At 63.7% G+C, this 18438-nt stretch carries 9 protein-coding genes; 5 read left to right on the top strand and 4 right to left on the bottom strand.

Annotation, left to right across the window (positions count from 1 at the left end):
• The first annotated feature begins 12 nt into the window (after nt 1-12).
• Nucleotides 13-2277 (top strand): catalase/peroxidase HPI, encoded by a 2265-nt coding sequence (gene katG, locus AB4Y40_RS07075; RefSeq protein WP_368687029.1) that lies wholly within the window; start codon nt 13-15, stop codon nt 2275-2277.
• Between the two features lie 40 nt (nt 2278-2317).
• Here the strand turns inward: katG and AB4Y40_RS07070 are convergent, their stop codons facing one another.
• From AB4Y40_RS07070 to AB4Y40_RS07055, 4 genes are read right to left on the bottom strand one after another with little or no spacing between them, the layout of a single operon-like run.
• Nucleotides 2318-3481, bottom strand: coding sequence for a response regulator (locus AB4Y40_RS07070; RefSeq protein ID WP_368687028.1), 1164 nt, complete (start codon nt 3479-3481; stop codon nt 2318-2320).
• On the bottom strand, nt 3469-6468 hold the full coding sequence (locus AB4Y40_RS07065; RefSeq protein WP_368687027.1) for a PAS domain S-box protein: 3000 nt from the start codon (nt 6466-6468) through the stop codon (nt 3469-3471). The genes AB4Y40_RS07070 and AB4Y40_RS07065 overlap by 13 nt, the downstream gene beginning before the upstream one ends.
• 12 nt (nt 6469-6480) lie before the next feature.
• Complete coding sequence (locus tag AB4Y40_RS07060; RefSeq protein ID WP_368687026.1) at nt 6481-11481, bottom strand: AAA family ATPase; 5001 nt, start codon at nt 11479-11481, stop codon at nt 6481-6483.
• A gap of 29 nt (nt 11482-11510) precedes the next feature.
• Nucleotides 11511-12191 carry a response regulator transcription factor gene (locus AB4Y40_RS07055; RefSeq protein ID WP_368687025.1) on the bottom strand — a complete coding sequence of 227 codons (681 nt, stop codon included), beginning with the start codon at nt 12189-12191 and terminating at the stop codon, nt 11511-11513.
• A gap of 445 nt (nt 12192-12636) precedes the next feature.
• Between AB4Y40_RS07055 and AB4Y40_RS07050 the strand changes: the two genes are divergently transcribed.
• The 4 genes from AB4Y40_RS07050 (at nt 12637) to AB4Y40_RS07035 (ending at nt 18342) form a co-directional block, all read left to right on the top strand.
• On the top strand, nt 12637-14091 hold the full coding sequence (locus AB4Y40_RS07050) for a winged helix-turn-helix domain-containing protein (RefSeq protein WP_368687024.1): 1455 nt from the start codon (nt 12637-12639) through the stop codon (nt 14089-14091).
• Between the two features lie 51 nt (nt 14092-14142).
• Nucleotides 14143-15690 (top strand): ATP-binding protein, encoded by a 1548-nt coding sequence (locus tag AB4Y40_RS07045; RefSeq protein WP_368687023.1) that lies wholly within the window; start codon nt 14143-14145, stop codon nt 15688-15690.
• A 150-nt stretch (nt 15691-15840) separates the two neighbouring features.
• Nucleotides 15841-17271, top strand: coding sequence for an NAD-dependent succinate-semialdehyde dehydrogenase (locus tag AB4Y40_RS07040; RefSeq protein WP_368687022.1), 1431 nt, complete (start codon nt 15841-15843; stop codon nt 17269-17271).
• 264 nt (nt 17272-17535) lie between these two features.
• On the top strand, nt 17536-18342 hold the full coding sequence (locus AB4Y40_RS07035) for an alpha/beta fold hydrolase (RefSeq protein ID WP_368687119.1): 807 nt from the start codon (nt 17536-17538) through the stop codon (nt 18340-18342).
• The last annotated feature ends 96 nt before the right edge of the window (nt 18343-18438 follow it).

Below are 18438 nucleotides of genomic sequence, written 5' to 3'. Positions count from 1 at the left end.
AGGAGGTAGCGCATGTCAACCGATGCAACGTGTCCGTTCACCCATGCGGCGGGAGACGGGACCAACAATCTCGAATGGTGGCCGCATCGGCTTAGGCTGGATCTGTTGAGCCAGCACTCGAGCCGATCGAACCCGTTGGGACCTGATTTCAGTTATGCCGCCGCCTTCGGGAAGCTCGACTTCGCGGCGCTAAAGAAGGACCTCGCTGCGCTCATGACCGACTCACAGGCCTGGTGGCCCGCCGACTTCGGCCACTACGGACCGTTCTTCATCCGCATGGCGTGGCACGGCGCCGGCACGTACCGCACGGGTGACGGTCGCGGCGGCGCTGGGCGCGGCCAGCAGCGTTTCGCGCCGCTCAATAGCTGGCCGGACAACGCGAACCTCGACAAGGCGCGACGTCTGCTTTGGCCGATCAAGCAGAAATACGGCCAGAACATTTCCTGGGCCGATCTGCTGATCCTGACCGGCAACGTTGCGCTCGAAACCATGGGCTTCAAGACGTTCGGCTACGGTGCGGGCCGCGAGGATACGTGGGAGCCCGACGAGGACGTCTATTGGGGAAGCGAAAAGACCTGGCTCGGCGGGGACCTGCGTTATGGCAAGGGCGCTGCCCCGCGGGACGACAGCAAAGACGGCGTGGTCGTGGCCGACGCGGCTATCCACGGCGAGGAAGCGACCCGCGCGGCGAGCGGGCGACAACTGGAAGATCCGCTTGCCGCCGTACAGATGGGTCTGATCTACGTGAACCCCGAGGGACCGGAGGGCAACCCCGACCCGGTGGCCGCGGCGCACGACGTACGCGAAACCTTTGCGCGCATGGCGATGAACGACGAGGAAACAGTCGCGCTGATCGCAGGCGGCCACTCGTTCGGAAAGACCCATGGGGCCGCGCCGGCCAGCCATGTCGGTCCCGAACCGGAAGCGGCGAGTCTCGAGAACCAGGGCCTGGGCTGGAAGAACAGCTTCGGCACCGGCAACGCCGCCGACACGATCACGAGCGGTCTGGAAGTCACGTGGACGGGCACGCCAACGCAATGGGGCATGGGCTTCTTCATGAACCTGTTCGGCTACGAGTGGGAACTGACGAAGAGCCCGGCCGGCGCGCATCAATGGGTCGCGAAGCACGCGAGCGCCATGATTCCCCACGCGCACGACCCGTCGAAGAAGCTGTTGCCGACCTTGCTCACTACGGACCTCTCGCTGCGCTTCGATCCGGCGTACGAGAAAATTTCGCGTCACTTCATGGAGAACCCCGATCGGTTCGCAGATGCGTTCGCGCGCGCCTGGTTCAAGCTCACGCATCGCGATATGGGGCCGCGCGCGCGTTATCTCGGACCGGAGGTGCCGACCGAACAACTGATCTGGCAGGACCCGATTCCGGCTGTCGACCACGAACTCGTCGACGAGAACGACATCGCCGTGCTCAAGCAGAAGTTAGCGGACTCGGGGCTCTCTGTTTCGCAACTGGTTTCGACGGCCTGGGCGTCCGCGTCGGTGTTTCGTGGCTCGGACAAGCGCGGCGGCGCCAATGGTGCGCGCATCCGTCTCGCACCGCAAAAGGACTGGGCCGCGAATCAACCTGCGCAGCTGGCGCAAGTGCTGGAATCGCTCGAAGCCATTCAGCGCGCATTCAACGACGCGCAGGCCGGCGGCAAGAAAATATCGTTGGCAGACCTGATCGTGCTGGCGGGCGGCGCGGGCATCGAACGGGCGGCGCAAGACGCTGGCCACCATGTCACCGTGCCGTTCGCGCCGGGCCGCATGGACGCCTCGCAGGCGCAAACCGATGCGCACGCGTTCGAAGCACTGGAGCCGTACGCCGACGGGTTCCGCAACTTCCTGAGGGGAACATGCAGCGTACCTGCCGAGCACCTGCTGATCGACAAGGCGCAATTGCTCACGTTGAGCGCACCGGAGATGACCGTGCTGATCGGCGGCCTGCGCGTGCTGAACGTGCATTCGGGAGCGGAAGCTCACGGCGTGTTCACCGGGAGACCGCAGACGCTGACCAACGATTTCTTCCGCAATCTGCTCGACATGAATACGGAATGGACGCCACGTTCGCCCGCGCGGGATGTCTTCGAAGGGCGTGATCGCAAGACGGGCGCGCTGAAATGGACCGGCACACGCGTCGATCTCGTCTTCGGTTCGAATGCGCAATTGCGCGCGCTATGCGAAGTCTATGCAAGCGACGACGGGCAGGAAATGTTCGTGCGCGATTTTGTGGCCGCGTGGGCGAAGGTCATGAACCTCGACCGTTTCGATCTGGCATGATCGGCCGCGAGACGCCGGGCCTCGTCGCGCTAAGCGCGGATCACTCCACTCTTCGCACCGTCATGGTGGCAGCGAGGCCCGGATTGTTGTCGGCGAATACCAGCGCGCCTTGATGGAGCGTGGCGACGGCCTTGACGAGCGCGAGCCCCAGGCCGACGCCAGGCGTCCCTCTGCTGCGGTCGCCCCGATAGAAGCGTTCGGTGACTCTGGAGCGCTCGGCGACGGGGATGCCGGGGCCGTCGTCGGCAACCGTAATCTCGATCGAGTCCGGGGTCTCGCCGAGTGAAACCGCGACCTCGCCGCTTTCCTGCGCGAACTTGAGGGCGTTGTCGATGAGATTCCCGATCGCCTGCGCCATCAACAGCGGATCGACGACGGCCATCAGCTCGCCTTGCTTGCGCAAATGGAGCGCGAGCGATATGCCGCGCAACTCCGCGACGGGCTGATAGAACTCGACCGCATCGGAAACGATGGCGGTCAGGTCGGCTTCGACAAACCCCGAGCGGCGCACGCCGGCGTCGATCTCGGCGAGGCGCAGCAGCGCATTGAAGATGCCGATGACACGGTCGACGTCGGCGACGGCCACTTCGAGCTGATTCAACGTCTCGTCGTCGCCTTTCTTTTTGAGTCCGAGCATCAGGATTTCGAGTCGCGAGCGCAGCTCGGCAAGCGGCGTGCGCAGGTCGTGTGCGATGGCGTTCGAGACGTGCTTGACCGCGCCGAGCACTTCGAGCAAGGCATCCTGCGCGCGAATGCGTGTCTTGATCTCCTCTTCGAGCCGCACGTTCTGCTCCTGCTGCGTGCGTTGCAGTGCGCGAAGCTTGAGATGAGTCTGCACGCGAACGGCGACTTCCTCCATCTGCAGCGGCTTGGTGACGAAGTCCATCGCGCCCACGCGAAAGCCGTTGATCTTGTCCTCGGTCTGCGACAACGACGTCATGAAGATGACGGGAATATCGCGTGTGACCGGATTCTCCTTGAGCGCGCGGCAGGTTTGAAATCCGTCGAGCCCCGGCATGATGACATCGAGCAGGATGAGATCGGGCTTGACAATTTCGGCGCGGCGCAGCGCCTCCTGGCCGTCACGCGCCACCGCCGCGCGCAGACCTTCGGCTTCGAGCGTTTCGACGACGAGACCCAGATTCGCCGCGGTGTCGTCCACGACGAGCACCACGGGAGCGTCATCGCTCTTTATTTCTCCCATTGTCCTTTCCCTTCACCGTTGAGATAGCGTTCAATCAAGGAAAGCAAGGCCTGCGATTCATAGGTCATCGCGAGCTGCCGCAAACGCGCGGCGAATGGTTCGTATCGCTGGTTCAGTGCCACGAGGTGATCGGCGTGCCGATGGATATCGCGCATGGAGCCCAGCAATGCGTAACGGTGCAACTGCGCGAGTTCGCTTTGAGGCGGCACGACGATCGGCTGGGCCGGCTGCTCCGGGTGGCCCGCCTTGTCGGATTGCGACGCGGCTTGCTGGAGTGTCATGCCGAGCAAACCGGCGATCGACTGGAGCAGTTGGGCCAGATCGATCGGTTTGTCGAGGAAGAGACTCGCGCCCGCCTCGATATTGGCGCGCGCGTTTTGTTCGGATGCGTCGGCGGAGACGACGATAACGGGCATGGCCGCGAGATCGACTGACTTGCGCAGGTTGCGCAGCACTTCAATGCCGCCCATCACGGGCATGACCGTGTCGAGGATCATCAGATCCGGTTTGTGCGAGACGATTTTTTCGAGCGCGTCGCGTCCGTCCGTGCTTTCGATCACGTCGAAGCCCGTGCGTTCCAGCACGTCGGCGAGCAGGCGCCGGTTGGTCGCCACGTCGTCGACGAGGAGAATGCGCCGTCCTGCGCCGTCCAGACGGCCGCTTTCAAGGCTCGTTGCGCGCGCATCGACCTCCAGTGCGGAAGCGGGCGCTGCAAGTTCAAACCAGAACGTGCTGCCTTCTCCCACGGTGCTCGTCACATAGATCTCGCCGCCCATCATGCGCACGAGCTGCCGGCTGATCGCGAGACCGAGCCCCGCGCCGCCGGTGCGCCGCACATGATCGCCCGCCTGCTCGAACGGTTGAAAGATCGCCTCCAGCCGATCGGCGCTGATGCCGACGCCGGTATCATGCACGTCGAAGCGCAGCCGGTCGGCTTCGCCGCGCCTCACGGAAAGCCGGATTGCCCCGCGATCGGTGAATTTGACCGCATTGGCGAGCAGATTGAGCAGCACCTGCCGCAGACGGCGTTCGTCCACGCGCACCACGGCGGGCAGGTCCAGCGCCGGAACGTAGTCGAGCACGAGATTCTTCTGTTGCGCGCGCACGCCGACGATCTCGGCGATGGTTTCGAGAAATGCGCCCAGCGACACGTCTGTCACCTGAAGCTCCAGCTTGCCTGCGCCAAGACGGGTGAAGTCGAGAATATCGTTGATGAGCGTGAGCAGATGGTGGCCGCTCTGTTCGATCACGCCGACGCCGGCCAGTTGCCGCGCATCGAGCCCTGAATCACGCGACAGCATCTGCGCATAGCCCAAAATGCCATTCAGCGGCGTGCGCAGTTCATGGCTGATGTTCGCAAGGAACTGGTCCTTGGCCCGGTTGGCGGATTCCGCGGCTTCCTTGGCAACCCGCACCGTTTCTTCGAGCGCCTTGCGCGCCGAAATATCCTGGATGATGGCGATAACGTGACTGGGCTCGCTGGCTGTGCCGTGCTGAAGCGCGAGCGAGAGGCTAACCCAGATCAGTGCCTCGTCGGCGTTCACGAGGGGCACTTCTTCCGAGTAATGGGCGATTTTCCCTCCCGTCAACAGGTGGAATTTCTCCTCGCTGGCGTCCCGATACTCCACGTGAACGAGCGCGTGCAGCCGCATGTGCTGCAGTGTGTCCCGCTCGCGGCCGACGATCTCGCACGCGCGCTGATTGACGCGCAGAAAGCGGCCGTCCAGATCGCAGTGCGCGACGCCCACGGCGGCGTTTTCGAACGTGCCGCGAAAGCGCTCCTCGCTGGCGCGCAGCGCCTGCTCGGTCTGCTTGAGCTGCGTGATGTCCACGATGCTGCCGACGAAGCGCACCGGCTTGCCGCTCGCATCGTGCCGCGCGGTGCCGCGAACCAGCACCCATCGGTCGGTACCGTCGCGATGCCGCAGCCGGTTCTCGATTTCGAATATGCCATGACTGTCCGCGAGAAATGTCGCCATGGCGCGGTCGGTGCTCGCGCGATGGTCGGGATGCAGAACGCTCATGTAGGCTTCATAGTCGAGACGCGCCTGTGGCGTCCCGAAGCCGAGCCATTCGTAGATATTCGAAAAGCGCGCAAAGCCCCGCTTGTAGTCGCCTTCAGGCATGTCGATTTCCCACACGCCCACGTTCGACCCGTACATCGCCATTTCGAGCCGGGCATTCGTCTCGCGCAGAATCCCGGCTTCCTCGGCGCGGCGCTTTTGCGTCACGTCGCGAAACACGATGACGACGCCGATGGTCTCGCCGCGTTCGTCGGTCATGGGCGTGCCGGTGCTTTCGACCGGTATTTCGCTGCCGTTGGGCGTGAGCAGGATGGCGCGCGCCGGCAGCCCGCTCTCGCGGTCGTCGCGCAGCGCCGCCGCCATCGGGTCCGCAATCGGGGCGCGCGTGAGTTCGTCGAGCAGGCGGAACACTCCGGCGAGCGGCCGCCCGGCCGCTTCTTCGCGTCGCCACCCGACCAGCGCCTCGCCTGCCGGGTTCACGAAGGTCACGAGCCCGGCCGCGTCCGTTGCGATCACACCGTCGCCGATGCTCGAAAGCGTGACGGCGTAGCGTTGCTCGCTCTCGCGCAGGCGCCGTTCGGCGCGATATTTGTAGAGCGCCATCTCCACGACGGTGCGCAGCTGGATGTCGTCGAACGGCTTGAGCACGTAGCCGAACGGCTCCGCCTGGGTGGCGCGCTGAACGGTTTCGTCGTCGGCGTAGGCGGTGAGAAACACCACCGGCACGTCGCACAGTTCGCGAATCCGGCGCGCCGCGTCGATACCGTCGAGCTTGCCTTCGAGCCGCACGTCCATGAGCACCAGTTCGGGCGCGAGGCCGTTCTGCGCCTGCGCCACGAGCGCAACCGCTTCTTCGCCGCTCACCGCGCTGCCGACCACGCGGTAGCCGCTGCGGGTCAGTTGCTGTGCGATGTCTCGCGCAACAATCCGGTCATCCTCGACGATCAAGATTCGTGCGGTCATGGCGAGTGTCGATCAGGGTTCGGCGGCGTCGAAATGAATCGTGAATGTGGTGCCCTGCTGCTGGCTGACGTCCACGCTGCCGCGCAACTGCAGCACGAGATCGTGCACGAGCCGCAGGCCGAGCGTTTCGTCGCGCTCGAAAGAGAATTCCGGCGCGAGTCCCACGCCGTCGTCTGCCACGCGCAATTCGCAGCGATGACCGTCCAGCGCGCGCAGGCCGATGTTGAGCACGCCGCCGCGCTGAGCGGGGAAAGCATGCTTGAGCGCGTTGGAGACGAGTTCGTTGATGATGAGGCCGCACGAGACGGCGCGATTCATGTCGAGCTGGACGTCGTCGACGGCGATCTGCATGTCGACGCCCAGCCGTCCCATGTCGTAGACACGCGCAAGGTGACCGCATAGCGTTTTCACGTGGACCGTCATCGGAATGCGCGCGAAGTTGCCCGCGCGGTACAGGTTTTCGTGAACCATGGCCATCGAGCGCACGCGATTGCGGCTGTCCGCGAACAGCTCGGCGACGGCCTTGTCCTCGACGCGTTCCGCCTGCAGGTTCAGCAGGCTGCTGATGAGCTGCAGATTGTTTTTGACGCGATGATGCACTTCGTGCAGCAGGGCATCCTTTTCGGCGAGCAGCGTCTGCTTTTCTTCGAGCGACGCGTTTTCGAGCGAGATCGCCGCCTGCGAGGCAAGCAGCCTGAGCACGGCGAGCCTTGCCGGCGTGAATGCGCCGGGCGCGAGTTCGTTTTCCAGGTACAGCACGCCTATCAGTTTCGACTGCTTGACGAGCGGCAGCGAGAGCACCGAGCGCGAACGGTTGGCGACGAAATATTCATCGGCATAGAAGGCTTCATCCGCCGAAGCATCGTCGATCAGCACCTGGCGGCGCATCCTGATGCTTTCATGGAGCACCGCCTCGGCCAGATCCTGCGGCGAGACCGGCTTGCGCTCGATGCTCACGTCCGTGCCCTGGCGCGTCGCCACGGCCACGGCTTCGATCCACAGCTTTTCCTCGCGCGGCAGAACGAGCAGGGCGCGCCGTGCCCCGGCGTGTTCGAGCATGATGGTCATCAGCGTATGGATCAGGCGGCCGGGAACGAGCTCGGCCGAGATCGCCTGAGAGGCCTTCATGACGGTGTCGACGTCGATATGGCCGGCTACGGTGTCCGGAGTCGGTCCGTATGCCGCCTGCTCGCGAAGCAGCTCGGGATAGCGCCTGTCGAGTTCTTTTACCCGCGTAATCGCCCCCCAGCGCAGCCAGTCGAGCCGCGCATTGCGCAGATACATGCCGGCAATGGTCGTGAAGCCGCGCTCCAGGTAGAACATCGCGGCAATGTCCTGGGCGAGCGCCTCGTTGTGGACGAAACCATATTCGCGTGCGAGCCGGATGGCTTCTTCGTAGCAGCCCATTGCTTCGAAATCGCGGCCTTGGAGCCGGGCGATTTCGCCTCGCACCAGGGCCGCGCGGCTACCGAAATTACTCGGGCAGTGCCTGGCCCACAGTTCGAGTTGATAGTGGTGTGCCGCAAGTTTCTCCAGATTCTCCGCTTGCGCGTCGCCTTGGGCTTCGGCGTGCCAGCGTGCGCGCGTGAGCGCGGCGAAGAACTGGAATTCGGCCATTTCGAAATGCCCGGAGGACGTCCACAAAAGCGGCGCTGCCTTGTTGCCGGCATCCATCGCACTCCGGATGTCGCCGGCCAGATAGCGCGCCTGCTGCTTGCGTATCCAGTACCAGCAGGCGGCGATTGCGAGGCTCGGGTCGCTTTCGAGGCGCCGTTCGAACGCATCGTCGCAGAAGGGACCGTGTTCGTCGCCGGAATCGGCCGTGCCCGCGCGCAGCGAACGGATCAAGGCCAGTTGCGCGGTGATGATATCGACGATCAGGCCGAACTTTGCCGCCTGGACGATCTGCAGGCGCCGTATTGCCTCCTGTTCCACCTCGCCTAGCGACTCGCCGGCGGCGAGCAGCGTGGTGACCGTGCAGCAGCTGCTAAAGCCGATATAGGTCAGGTCGCCGGCTTCGCTCGCGGCTTCGAAGGCGAGGCGCAGCAGCGGAATGCCCGTGCGGATGGGCTTGGTCCACGGCGTGACGTGATAGGCGAAACACATGTAGACGCGCGCCTTGAACCGGTCGAGCCCGCGCTTGTCGACGAGCGCGAGCCCGAGCTGGCCAAAGCGGTAGCCGGCGTCGTAATCGTCGAATAGCGGTCCCGCAACCATGCCGAGATAGGCATAGCCGAGCGATGAAGCGTCGCTGTTGCCATGCGCGAGGCTCAGATTCGCCATGCGGCAAAGCACGAGGCAGACGAGATTCTCGTCGCTGAAGAAGGCCGGCGGCAACACGGCCGTGAGCACGTTCATCGTCGCGGTCATTTCCGTGTCGCCGAGCAACGGAAGATCGACGAGCGCTTCGATCGGTGCGTTGGCGATGCCATCGAGAAGCCGGTCGTATTCCTCGCGCGCGGCGCTGCGGCCGGGATGCGCGACCCAGTCGATACCGACATGCCGCAAATAGCTCAGACAGGTTTCGACAGCCACGTTGACCTGATCGAGCGCGGTATAGAGCGTGATGCGCAGGAACGTGATGGCTGCGCGGTCGCATAGGGTGCGTGCGCGCTGATCGAGCATCGCGAGCCGCTCCTTGCTGCTTTCCGTGGCACCGGTCAGGAATTCGCATTCGGCGCGCTGCGTTTCCAGCAGAAACTTGCGCGCGTAGTGATGATCCCATTCATCTTCGCCCAGCAGTTCGCTGCCGACGGAAAGGTAGGTGAGCGCCGAGCCGTACGCCGATGAGGCGCGAGCGCGTCGCCCGGCCTCGAGGTTGAAATCGACGACCCGTTCGCGCTCCTGCGAGGTATCGATGAGCGCGAGGACGCGGTTGTACTGGTTGACGATTTCGAAGACGTCACGCTCCTCGTCGGTTGGCGCCTGCGCGGCGAGAATGCGGCCGATGCGCAAATGGGCGCGCGCGCGCTCGTCCTCGTGAATCAGATCGTAGGTCGCTTCGTGCACCCGGTCATGCACGAAAGCGAAACCATCGCGGCGGCGATAAAGCAAACCCGCTTCCACGCCGCCGGCGAGTGTCGCCTCCACATCGGACCCGGTCATGCCGCTGATGCGCGCGAGCAGCGCAGAACTCGCGCGGCCGCCCAGGCAGGCGAACTGCGTGAGCAGTTGCTGGGTTGGCGCCGGTAGCCGTTCGATCTTTTCCACCATCAGATCGACGATGCTTTGCGCGAAGCTGGCCGCGCGCAACCGGTCGCTGTCCCAAAGCCAGATGCGGCGTTCGCGATCGAACACGAGATGATGCTCGTCGCTCAGGAACTTCAGGAACTGCACGACGTAGAACGGATTGCCTCCCGTTCGTTCGAAGACCAGTTTGCTCAAGTCGCGCAGTTCGGCACGCGTGGTCTTGAGCGCGTCGCCGATCAGTCGCGAAACGTCGTCGAATTGCAGCGGCGCGAGCATGATTTCATCGACATGCGTCCCGGTCTGCCGGATGGAATCGATCGACTGTCTCAGAGGATGCGTGAATCCTACCTCGTTGTCCCGATACGCACCGACCAGCAGCACATTTCGCACGTCGGACTCGCATAGTCGTTCGAGCAAGGCGAGCGTGGCGGCATCGCTCCACTGCAGGTCGTCGAGAAACAGCACGAGTGGCCGCCCTTCATGCGGAAACGCGCCGATGAAGCGCGTAAAGACGGCGAGAAAGCGCGTGCGCGCGTCCTGGGGCGGAAGCTCCTGAACCGGCGCCTGCGGCCCGATGATCTGTTCGAGTTCGGGAATCAGGCTGGTCATGAGCACGCCGTTTGCGCCGAGCGCGTCGACGAGACGCGCGCGCAAGCCTTCGCGCGCGGCGGGACTGCCGTCGATCACCTGCCGGATCAGGTCCTGGAATGCTTGCGCGAGCGTGGCGTAGGGAATATCGCGCTTGTAGCGCTCGAACTTGCCGGACGCGAACCATCCGCGCGAGCTGGACGCCGACGTCGCGCGCAGGCTGTTGACGAGCGTCGACTTGCCAATTCCCGAATAGCCGGACACGAGCGCAAGCACGATCTCCTTGTGCCGGACTACTCGGCTCAACGCCGCTTCGAGCATTTCGACCTGCTTTTCGCGGCCGTAAAGCCTAAACGGATAGTGCAACTGATCGGGCGAATCGGCCGCGCCCAGCTCGAACGATTCGATGCGGCCTGACTGGCGCCAGGCGTCGAGGCAACAGCGCAGATCATGCGCGAGCCCCTCTGCGGTCTGGTAACGCTGTGCGGCGTCCTTGGCCAGCAAGCGCGCAATGATGTTGCCAACCGGGTCGGGCACGGCGGCGCCCATGCATTCGGAAACGGGGATGGGCATTTGCGCGGTGTGACAATGCAGCCATTCCGAAGGCGAGCTGGCGCGATAGGGCAATTGACCCGTGAGCATTTCATGGAAGACCACGCCCAGCGAATAAAGATCGGCGCGCGAGTCGGACCATCGGTTCATCAGGCCCGTGCGTTCGGGAGAAAGATAGGCGAGCGCTTCGCTCGCGAGCATGGGCAGATTGCGTACGGGGCGCTCGCGCGGCTCGGGGGAAACGAGGCCGAGACCGGTTAGGGCGACTTCCTGCGTCTGCTCATCGAGAAGGATGTTGCCCGGCCGGATGTCGTTGTGCGTGAGCCCACGGTCGTGCAGCGTGCAGAGCGCCGCGGCGAGATTGGTCGCGACGGCGAGAAAACGTTCGAGCGGAAACGGGCCTTTGAGCGCGGTGCGCAAGGGGATGCCGCCGGGATCCTCCAGCACGAGCGTTACGCTGCCATGGTCTTGCAGCAGCGAATGCGGCATGGCAACACGCGCGTCCTGAAGCGCGGCGCGCATCCGGTAGGCGCGTTCGAGACGCTCCTGGCTTTCGGGCAGCGGCCGGTAGGCGGACAGCGTAACGGTGAGCCAGCTCTGGCTTTCCCCATGGCTGCGCAGGCGCGAGAGGACGAACTGGCCGTCGTCGCTCAGGTTCGTTCGATCGTAGTCCGTCAGCCTCATGGTTGCGCCCTCGCGAGAGACGCCTCGATTCAAGGATTGGCCGTCAGCATGTAACCCGCATTGCGGACCGTTCGGAGCATGGAGCGCTCATAACCGGTATCGATCTTCTGTCGCAGCTTGCTCACGTGCACGTCGATGACATTGGTTTGCGGATCGAAATGGTATTCCCAGATGTTTTCGAGCAGCATCGTGCGCGTCACGACCTGTTCGGCGTGGCGCATCAAATACTCGAGCAGCTTGAACTCGCGAGGCTTGAGGACGAGCGCCTTGCCGTCGCGTGTGACCTTGCGCGAGAGAAGGTCCATGCAGAGTTCCCCGACTTTCAGGGTCGTATCAAAGTGATTGTCCTGGCTGCGCCGCGCCAACGCCTCCAACCGCGCCACGACTTCGCCAAAGGAAAACGGTTTCACGACGTAGTCGTCGCCGCCCGCCTTCAGGCCGCGAATGCGTTCGTCCACTTCGTCGAGTGCGCTCAGGATCAGCACCGGGACCTTGTTGCCCGACGCGCGCAGCGCCGCAACGATGCCGAGCCCGTCGATGCCGCCGGGAAGCATGCGGTCGAGAATGATGGCGTCGTAAGCCTCCCCGATTGCGAGTGCCATGCCATCGCGGCCATTGTCCGCCCAGTCGACGACATGGCCGGTTTCGTGCAAGCCCTTCTTCAGGAAGCCTGCCACCTGCTGATTGTCTTCGACCAGGAGAATTTTCATGTCCATTACTCGCGGTCAGCGCAACGAGCGCCAGACGCGCGCTGTCACACAGACCACTGAAGCACGGCGGGCGGGCGCCCGGAATCCTGCCGCTTCGGCCACTTATTATCGCGCGCAGCACGCGGGTGAGGCTTCGACCGCAGATTAAATTTTTTTAACGTAGCCGCCTCGCCGGACCAAACTCGCGCGGCTACTGAGATGCGAAAAGGTTGAGATGTCGCCTTAAATAAGATTAACGTTTCGGCCACCTTCTGCATAGCTGCGCCGGCCTAACATGGCAGCGTGATTTTTTCCGTGTAGCGCCATGAGCCAGATCGTCCTTACGTGCCAGGCAGAGGAAGCGGCGGGCGCGCCTTCAGAATGGCGTGCGCCTTGTGTTCAACCTGCTTTCGAAATCCTAACGATTGATGGCGCGACGCGTGAGCTCTCGCTTGCTGAGGGAACTATGCGTCATGAGGCAAGCCGCGCGAGCGCAGTATTCGATTCGGTGTTTGAATTCGGACGGTTTACTTTCATGCCGGCGCGGCGGCTGCTGCTCGACGGCGAATCGCGCGTGCGGATTGGAAGCCGTGCCCTCGAGCTATTGGCGGTGCTGGTGGAGCATGCCGGTGAAGTCGTGACGAGGCAGGAGTTGATGGCCCGCGCCTGGCCGAGGTCCGTCGTGGACGAGGGCAATCTCAAGGTTCAAATCGCCGCCTTGCGCAAGGCGCTCGGAGAAACGAGCCTCGGTGAAAGCTATCTGGCGACGGTCGTGGGGCTGGGTTATCGGTTAGTGGCGCCCGTGAGAGCGAGGACGCCTCTCGCGGACACCGCGCGGCCCCGCGAACGCCAGGGCGCCGCGCACAACGTGCCCGCCGGCCTCATGCGGCTGGTGGGCCGCACGGCGGACATCGTAGCCATTCTCGCGCGGCTGCCGTGTACGCGCATCATGACGGTGACGGGCGAGGGCGGCGTCGGCAAGACCAGCGTCGCGCTGGCGGTCGCCCGATCGATCGTTGAAACGTCCCACTACGACGTTTGGTACGTCGACCTTTCCGCGCTTGCGGACCCGCGCCTGGTGCCGTGCGCGATCGCGACCGCGGTTGGCTTGACCGCGCATTCAAGCGATATCGCCTCGGCGCTCTCGACCTACCTTTGCGCGCGCAGCCGTCCGCAGTGGCTCGTGCTCGACAACTGCGAACATGTCGTCGAAGCCGCGTCGGCCATCGCAGGGCGGCTGGTCACGGCGGCGCCGCGCATGCGAATTCTCGCCACGAGCCGCGAACCGCTTCGTGCGACCGGAGAAAAAGTGTACAGGCTCGCGCCGCTCGGGAGTCCGGTCGAATCGGCGGGGCTCAGCGCGAACGAAGCGCTTCAGTACCCGGCAATCCAGCTCTTTGCGGAGCGGGCGGCGGCTCGCTGCAGCGACTTCGCGCTGGGTGACGACAACGCGCCCGTGGTCGCCGAAATCTGCCGCCGGCTCGATGGCATTCCGCTGGCGATCGGACTGGCGGCGGCGCGTCTCGATGCATTTTGCGTTCGCGAACTGCTGGCCCAGCTCGACGACCGTTTCATTGCGCTCGGCAGCGGTCAGCGTACGGGCGCGCAGCGGCACAGGAGCTTGCTGGCGACGCTCGACTGGAGCCATCAATCGCTGACCGAAGTCGAGCGTCTCGTCTTGCGGCGCCTCGGCGTGTTCGCCGGCGCGTTCAGCCTCGATTCGGCCATTACGGTTGCGGCCGACGAGGAAGCTCGGGCGTCGCGAGTCAGCGCCGCGCTGGCGAGCCTGGTCGAGAAGTCATGGGTAACGGTCGAACAGGACGGCGACTACGTGCGCTACCGGCTATTGGAGACGACGCGCCATTACGCCCGCCGCAAGCTCGCCGAGGCAGGCGAGATCGACCTGATAGCGCGGCGATAGGCATTGAGACGGGCTGTTGAGCATTCCAGGGTGACAGTAGCTGGGGCGAAAATGAATGTGCTGCTCGCGGTAGACAATGTTCGCGTTGCCCGTCATCTCGAGGCTGGGTTGCTCAAGGCCGGCCATTGCGTGGAATTCGCCGAAACCGGGCGCAAGCGAATCTTTCTCGCTGCCATTGAAACCTACGATGCGATCATCTGGAACCGGAACCTGCCCGGCACGGTTGCCGGAATCGGTGTGGTCTCGACACTGCGGAGTTCGAGCAGCGAGATACCGATTCTTCTGATCAGTGAGCCGGCGTCCGCAAGCGAGCGCGCACGAGATCCAGGCGAAGGCGCGGCCGGGCGCGATGACGATCCGGCGCAGTTTGCGGAATTGCTCGCGTGGCTCGATGTATTGATCGGGTCGTCGCGCGGCCGTCTGCCTGAAGCCGGGCGACGCTCCGGGAGTTTGCGCGCCGGGAATCGGGAGGGGATACACGTGCAAGCGCGGCTGGAGGAGATCGAATCCATGCTTGCTCAAGTGCAGAGACTGAGCGAGACGGAAAGTTGGTGGTGGAATATTGAAACCGGTGAAATAAGCCCCGCTCTGAAAATCGGGGCAATGCTCAGACTCGTCGCGAAAGGGACGCCAAAACAAACGATCAGCGGCTTGCTGGACGCCATGCATTCAGACGACAGGCCACGGGTTTCAGCGGTGATTTCCGGGGCGATAGAGAAGCGACAGGATTTCGACGTGCAGTTCAGAGTCGTTGACGAGGATGCAATACGATACTTTCGTACCGTCGGCGAGGGGCGACGAAGCGAAAGCGGTGACCTGTACTACCTGTGCAGCAGCATGGACGTGACCGGGCGAGAGTGGCGCAAGGAAGCCCTGCGCCGCGCCGAGGCGGAGATTGCGCACCTGGCGCGGGTGCATGCGCTCGGCAAGGTTACGTCGTCCATCGTGCATGAAGTGAATCAGCCGCTTTCCGCCATCGTGACCTACGGGACCGCGGCATTGCACTGGCTGCACCGCGATCAGCCGGATGTCGATGAGGCAAGCATTGCCATGAACAGAATCATCCGCGATGCCACTCGCGCCAGGGACGTCATTGCGCGCATACGCCGGCTCTCGAAGAACGGACTGCCGCAGAAGACCCGATTTTCGATCACGGAGGTTATCGAAGAGACGCTGACCCTGCTCGCCCGCGACCTTCACACGAGACACATCACGATCGATTACGCCGTCTCGCATGCACTGCCAGAGGTCTCGGGCGATCGCGTGCAGATCCAGCAAGTCCTGATCAACCTCATTCTGAATGCCATCGAGTCACTCGAAGCGGTTCATACGCAGATGCGGGCGATCACCGTTTCGGCAGAGGCGGTGAACGCGGGTCAACTGCGTGTGGTCGTGCGCGACAACGGACCGGGCGTCGCCCCCGACGCCAGAGAGCGGCTGTTCGAGCCATTTTTTTCGACCAAGGACGAAGGCATTGGCATGGGGCTGTCGATCTGCCGTTCGATCATTCAGGCGCACGACGGCGCACTGGCCTTGCTGTCGACGCAAGAGCCCGGTGCGGCATTCGAATTCGTGTTGCCTGTTACGCAAACCGCTTGAGCGAAGGGTATATCGGGCGCTTGCGCATTTTCCCGTGCGCTTTGAAAAGCGCCCGGAAGACACTGGACGTAACATGCTCTGGGCCGGGCGCGCGGCGCGCCAGGGCATGTGCGCGCATGCGTGAATATGAGCGGCAATCGGGAAAGTTGCGTGTTCAACGTTATCGTGGAGACGACGATGAAGAGTGACGTGGCGGCACTGGAGGACGCATCGGTATCGCGCAATCCGGCAACGGGCGAGGTCATCATGACCTACCCGCTTCAGCGGCCTGACGAAGTCGAGCAGATGCTGGCGGAGAATGCGGCCGCTGCGAGGCGCTGGCGCGCCACGACGCTGACGGAACGCGTCACCTGCTACCGGCAGCTCGCGTCGACACTGCGTGAAAGACTCGAACCGCTGGCGCTGCTGGCGACGAGCGAGATGGGCAAGACGATCGGCGCCGCGCGTGCCGAGGTCGAAAAGTGCGCGGCGGCGGTGGACTGGTTCAGCGAACACGGTCCCGCGATTCTGGCCGACGAACCCGCGCCCGTGGATACCGGCGATCGCGTGTACGTGTCCTTTCTGCCGATCGGCACGGTGCTCGGCGTGATGCCGTGGAACTTCCCGTATTGGCAGGTCATGCGCGCAGCGGCGCCCATCATGCTGTCGGGCAACGGGTTTATCCTCAAGCACGCGCCGAACGTCATGGGCTGTGCATATGCGCTTCAGCAAGCCTTCGAGGCGAGCGGATTTCCGAAGGGTGCATTCGGCATCCTGCACGTCGGCAACGAGAGGGTGGCGCGGGTGATCGAAGACCCGCGCACCTCAGCCGTGACGGTGACGGGCAGCATGCGGGCAGGGTCCGCGGTGGCGTCGATCGCGGGCAAGGCGCTCAAGAAGAGTCTCCTCGAACTCGGCGGCGCCGATGCGTTCATCGTGCTCGCGGACGCCGATCTCGACCGTGCAGTGGAAGTCGGCATCGAGGCGCGTTTTCAGAATGCGGGGCAGGTATGCCTCGCCGCGAAGCGGTTTATCCTGGAGCGGCCGATTGCGGAAGCCTTCACGCGCAAATACGTCGCCGCTGCCTCAAGAGTCAAGGCCGGCAATCCACTCGATCCCGCCACGACGATCGGGCCGATCGCGCGCAGCGATCTTCGTGACGGCGTGCATGACCAGGTCGTCAGAACGATTGCGAGCGGCGCGGCAGTGCTGATTGGCGGCAGGATGATCGAAGGCCCGGGCTTTTTCTACGAGGCCACCGTGCTGGGCGACGTCGCGCCGGGAATGGCCGCGTTCGACGAGGAGATCTTCGGACCCGTCGCCGCGCTCACGGTGGCGGACGATCTGGAGGACGCGATCCGTCTCGCCAATATGAGCGACTACGGGCTGAGCGGCAATCTGTGGACGTCGGACACCGCGAAGGCGAGTGAGATCGCCAGACGGCTCGAAACCGGTGGCGTGTTCGTGAATGGATTTAGCGCTTCGAATCCGCGCCTTCCGGTGGGGGGCGTGAAAAAGAGCGGATATGGGCGGGAACTCTCGCATTTCGGATTGCGCGAATTCGTCAATGCGCAGGGCGTCTGGGTCAAGAAGGTGCCGTGAATAAAATGCGTGCGTTGCCGAAAGAACGATAACGTTTGCCTCGATACCATGATGGTGTGTTGGTCGCCTCAACCATCGTCCTGAAGAAAAGGGGAAATCGTGGCTACATCAAGCGCAAACCATTCATCGGATCGCCGGCACGTGTTGACCGCGGGAGCGGGCGCGGCGGTCGCGGCAATTGCGGCGCCGGCCGTTGCCATGGCAGAAGCGACCGTCGGCAACGGTCACACGCACGCGGCTTCCCGCCATGCCGCCGACTCGGTCATGGCCAAAGACGGCACGCGAATTTTCTTCAAGGATTGGGGCAGCGGCACGCCGGTGGTGCTTTCGCACGGCTGGCCGCTCGACGCGGACGCATGGGATGCCCAGATGCTGTTCCTCGTGCACAACGGCTACCGCGTGGTCGCGCACGATCGCCGCGGCCACGGGCGCTCTGGCCAGTCTGCGTCGGGCAACGACGTGGACACCTACGCCGACGATCTCGCAACCGTGGTCAACGCACTCGACCTTAAGGGGGCGACGCTCGTCGGCCACTCGATGGGCGGCGGCGAGGTCGCTCGCTATATCGGTCGCCACGGAACGTCGCGGGTGGCCAAGGCCGTGCTGATCAGCGCCGTCGTGCCATACATGGTCAAGACCGACAACAATCCGGACGGCTTGCCTGAGTCCGCATTCGACGGCATCCGCAAGAACCTGACAGGCAACCGGTCCGTGTTCTTCAAGAACCTGGCGCTGGCTTTTTACGGCTTCAACCGGCCCAATGCAAAAGTCGAGCAAGGCACCATCGACGAATTCTGGCGCGAGGCGATGGGCGGATCGATCCTGGCACAATATCAATGCGTCAAGCAGTTCGAGGTGGATTACACCGGGGACCTGAAGAAGTTCGATGTGCCGACGCTGGTCCTTCACGGCGACGACGACCAACTCGTGCCGGTCGACGTTGCAGGGCGGATGACGGCGAAAATCGTGAAGAATGCAACCTTGAAGGTTTATCCGGGTGGGTCGCACGGCATGTGCACGACGGAGGCCGACAAGGTCAATGCCGATCTGCTCGCCTTCTTGCAAGGCTGATCCACGCTTTCCTCGATTGTGCGAATGCGTTGCATGACGCATTCGCACTCCTGCTTGACGAGCGTATGAGGGAATCGCGTGCGCGGTCGGTCCGGG

Source organism: Paraburkholderia sp. EG287B (assembly GCF_040965595.1).
GTDB lineage: Bacteria > Pseudomonadota > Gammaproteobacteria > Burkholderiales > Burkholderiaceae > Paraburkholderia.
The sequence above is the reverse complement of the archived record's forward strand: the minus strand, read 5'-3'. Positions and strand labels throughout refer to the sequence as shown.

Excerpts from the sequence above, each read along its gene's own strand:
- katG (WP_368687029.1), top strand. The coding sequence starts at position 13 with ATGTCAACCGATGCAACGTGTCCGTTCACCCATGCGGCGGGAGACGGG.
- AB4Y40_RS07070 (WP_368687028.1), bottom strand. The coding sequence starts at position 3,481 with ATGGGAGAAATAAAGAGCGATGACGCTCCCGTGGTGCTCGTCGTGGAC.
- AB4Y40_RS07065 (WP_368687027.1), bottom strand. The coding sequence starts at position 6,468 with ATGACCGCACGAATCTTGATCGTCGAGGATGACCGGATTGTTGCGCGA.
- AB4Y40_RS07060 (WP_368687026.1), bottom strand. The coding sequence starts at position 11,481 with ATGAGGCTGACGGACTACGATCGAACGAACCTGAGCGACGACGGCCAG.
- AB4Y40_RS07055 (WP_368687025.1), bottom strand. The coding sequence starts at position 12,191 with ATGAAAATTCTCCTGGTCGAAGACAATCAGCAGGTGGCAGGCTTCCTG.
- AB4Y40_RS07050 (WP_368687024.1), top strand. The coding sequence starts at position 12,637 with ATGCGTCATGAGGCAAGCCGCGCGAGCGCAGTATTCGATTCGGTGTTT.
- AB4Y40_RS07045 (WP_368687023.1), top strand. The coding sequence starts at position 14,143 with ATGAATGTGCTGCTCGCGGTAGACAATGTTCGCGTTGCCCGTCATCTC.
- AB4Y40_RS07035 (WP_368687119.1), top strand. The coding sequence starts at position 17,536 with ATGGCCAAAGACGGCACGCGAATTTTCTTCAAGGATTGGGGCAGCGGC.